This is a genomic window from Streptosporangium sp. NPDC050148 (assembly GCF_055586505.1).
The window spans coordinates 1-3,971 of the sequence record NZ_JBVJIA010000080.1; the positions used below are offsets into that span (position 1 = coordinate 1).

The following is a 3,971-nucleotide window of genomic DNA, read 5'->3' on the forward strand; positions in this document are numbered from 1 at the left end:
TGGAGCGGGTGCTGGGCAGTCCGGCGATGGAGGGTGCCGATCTGGCGGGGGATGTGTCCACGGCCGAGGCGTATGTGGTGCCGGCGATCGGGCGGCGGCGTTTCACGGTGGCGGCGGTGGATCTGGGGATCAAGGCGATGACGCCGCATCGGCTGGCCGAGCGGGGGTGTGAGGTGCACGTGCTGCCGGCCTCGGTCACCGCGGCCGAGATCCTGGCGCTGGGTCCGGATGGGGTGTTCTTCTCCAACGGTCCGGGGGATCCAGCGACGGCCGATGGTCCGGTGGCGGCGTTGCGGGGGGTGCTGGAGGCGGGGGTGCCGTTCTTCGGGATCTGTTTCGGTAACCAGTTGTTCGGGCGGGCGCTGGGGTTGGGCACCTACAAGCTGCGCTACGGCCATCGGGGGGTCAACCAGCCGGTGCGTCATCAGGGGACCGGCAAGGTGGAGATCTCCTCGCACAACCACGGCTTCGCGGTACGCGCACCGGTTGACGGGAGGTTCGAGACGCCGTTCGGGCCGGGTGAGGTCACCCACGTCAATCTCAACGACGGCTGCGTGGAGGGTCTGCGGCTGCTGGGGCGTCCGGCGTTCAGCGTGCAGTACCACCCCGAGGCCGCGGCGGGCCCGCATGACTCGGCGGGGTTGTTCGACGACTTCTGCGCGCTGATGGAAGGCGGCCGGGCGGCCACCGGCGCAGCGGGTGCGGCCACGAGCACGGAGGGCAGCAAGGGTGCCTAAGCGTACGGATATTCAGTCGGTCATGGTGATCGGTTCGGGGCCGATCGTGATCGGTCAGGCATGTGAGTTCGACTACTCCGGCACCCAGGCCTGCCGGGTGCTGCGCGCCGAGGGCTTTCGGGTGATCCTGGTCAACAGCAACCCCGCCACCATCATGACCGATCCGGAGTTCGCCGACGCCACCTACGTCGAGCCGATCACCCCCGACATCGTCGAGAAGATCATCGCCAAGGAACGCCCCGACGCGTTGTTGCCCACCCTGGGCGGGCAGACCGCGCTCAACACCGCCATCTCGCTGTACGAGGCCGGGGTGCTGGAGCGCTACGACGTCGAACTGATCGGCGCCGACGTGGCCGCGATCCAAGCGGGGGAGAACCGGCAGATGTTCAAGGACATCGTGGCCACCGTCGCGGCCGAGCACGGCCTCAACGCCGAGTCGGCCCGCTCACTGATCTGCCACACCATGGACGAGTGCCTGAGCGCCGCGGGCGAGCTGGGCTATCCGCTGGTGGTGCGGCCCTCGTTCACCATGGGCGGCGTCGGCTCCGGCTTCGCCCACGACGAGCACGACCTGCGGCGCATCGCCGGCGCGGGCCTGGATGCCTCCCCCACCACCGAGGTGTTGCTGGAAGAGTCGATCCTGGGCTGGAAGGAGTACGAGCTGGAGGTGATGCGCGACCGGGCCGACAACGTGGTGATCGTGTGCTCGATCGAGAACATCGACCCGATGGGCGTGCACACCGGCGACAGCGTCACCGTCGCCCCCGCCCTGACGCTGACCGATCGTGAGTATCAGAACATGCGCGATGTGGCGATCGCGGTGATCCGCGAGGTCGGCGTGGACACCGGCGGCTGCAACATCCAGTTCGCCGTCGATCCGGCCACCGGCCGGATGGTGGTGATCGAGATGAACCCGCGGGTGTCGCGTTCTTCGGCGCTGGCCTCCAAGGCGACCGGTTTTCCGATCGCGAAGATCGCCGCCAAGCTCGCCATCGGCTACACCCTGGATGAGATCCCCAACGACATCACCGCCGAGACCCCGGCCTCGTTCGAACCCAGCCTGGACTACATCGTGGTCAAGGTGCCGCGGTTCGCGTTCGAGAAGTTCGCCGGCGCCGATGCCACCTTGACCACGCACATGAAGTCCGTCGGCGAGGCCATGGCCATCGGCCGCTCCTTCCCCGAAGCGCTGCAAAAGGCACTGCGGTCACTGGAGAAGAAGGGTTCTTCCTTCAGCTGGTCGGGCGAGCCCGGTCCCAAACAGGACCTGCTGCAGGCGTGTCGCACTCCGCACGACGGGCGCCTGGTCACCATGCACCAGGCCATCCGCGCCGGCGCGAGCACCGAAGAGCTGTTCGAGGCCACCAGCGTGGACCCGTGGTTCCTCGACCAGCTCATGGCGATCGAAGAAGGCGCGATACGGATACAGCGCGCCTCCCGGCTGACCGCGGACACACTCCTTCACGCCAAACACCTGGGGTTCAGTGACGCGCAGATCGCCGAGCTGCGCGACATGGACGAGGCCCGCGTACGCGACCTGCGCCACGCCCTGGGAGTGCGGCCGGTCTACCACACCGTCGACACCTGCGCCGCCGAGTTCGCCGCCCAGACCCCCTACCTGTATTCCACCTACGACGAGGAAACCGAGGTCCCGCCCGGGGACCGCCCCAAGGTCATCATCTTGGGCTCGGGCCCCAACCGCATCGGCCAGGGCATCGAGTTCGACTACGCCTGCGTGCACGCCTCCTTCGAGTTGTCCAAAGCCGGCTATGAGACCGTCATGGTCAACTGCAACCCCGAGACCGTCTCCACCGACTACGACACCTCCGACCGCCTCTACTTCGAACCCCTCACCCTCGAAGACGTCCTCGAAGTCGTCCACGCCGAACAGCAAAGCGGCCCCGTCGTCGGCGTCATCGTCCAACTGGGCGGTCAGACCCCCCTCGGTTTGGCCCAGGCACTCAAGGACGCCGGCGTGCCGATCGTGGGCACCTCGCCGGAATCGATCCACCTGGCCGAGGAACGGGGTGCTTTCGGCCGGGTGCTGGCCGAGGCCGGCCTGCCAGCCCCCAAACACGGCACCGCCGTCACCGCCGGTGAGGCATTGGCCATCGCCGCCGAGATCGGCTACCCCGTCCTGGTCCGCCCCTCCTACGTGCTGGGCGGTGCGGGCATGGCCATCGTCTACGACGACACCACCCTGACCACCTACATGACCCAGGCCATCGCCGCAGGAGCGGCCGGCACCCACCCGGTCTTGGTCGACAAGTTCCTGGACGAGGCCGTGGAGATCGACGTCGACGCCCTCTATGACGGCCAGGAACTCTACCTGGGCGGGGTGATGGAACACATCGAGGAAGCCGGCATCCATTCGGGGGACTCGGCCTGCTCGCTGCCGCCCATGACCTTGGGCGGCTACGACATCAAACGCATCCGCGCCGCCACCGAGGCCATCGCCCGCGGCGTCGGCGTGCGCGGCCTGCTCAACGTCCAGTACGCCATGTCGGCCAACATCCTGTATGTGCTGGAGGCCAACCCGCGCGCCAGCCGCACCGTGCCGTTCGTCTCCAAAGCCACCGCCGTCCCCTTGGCCAAGGCCGCCGCCCGCGTCATGCTGGGTGCCACCATCACCCAGCTGCGCACCGAAGGACTACTACCCGCCACCGGCGACGGCGGCACCCTCCCTTTGGATGCGCCCATCGCGGTCAAGGAAGCCGTACTGCCCTTTAACCGCTTCCGAGGCGTCGACATCGTGCTGGGGCCGGAGATGCGCTCCACCGGCGAGGTGATGGGCATCGACGCCTTCTTCGGCACCGCTTACGCCAAGTCCCAGGCCGCCGCCTACGGATCCCTGCCGACCAAGGGGCGGGCGTTCGTGTCGGTGGCCAACCGCGACAAACGCGCCATGATCTTCCCCGTCAAGGCCCTGGCCGACCTGGGCTTTGAGATCCTGGCCACCGAAGGCACCGCCGAGGTACTGCGCCGCAACGGCGTCCATGCCAAGATCGTGCGCAAGCACAGCGAAGGCACCGGCCCCCAAGGCGAGGCGACCATCGTGGGACAGATCCTCGACGGCGAGATCGACCTCATCGTCAACACCCCCTTCGGCAGCCCCGGACAGGCAGGACCCCGCCTGGACGGCTACGAGATCCGCACCGCCGCGGTCCTGCGCGCGATTCCCTGCATCACCACCGTCCAGGGCCTGGCCGCAGCCGTCCAAGGCATCCAGGCGAT

At 68.1% G+C, this 3,971-nt stretch carries 2 protein-coding genes; both read left to right on the forward strand.

Translation table 11 applies throughout. The features are described from left to right. The coding region (locus ACZ6RT_RS37455) for a carbamoyl phosphate synthase small subunit (RefSeq protein WP_470158867.1) at positions 1–737 on the forward strand (737 nt) is incomplete at its 5' end. Continuing rightward, the coding region (carB, locus tag ACZ6RT_RS37460; protein ID WP_470158869.1) for a carbamoyl-phosphate synthase large subunit at positions 730–3,971 on the forward strand (3,242 nt) is incomplete at its 3' end. The genes ACZ6RT_RS37455 and carB, both read left to right, overlap by 8 nt.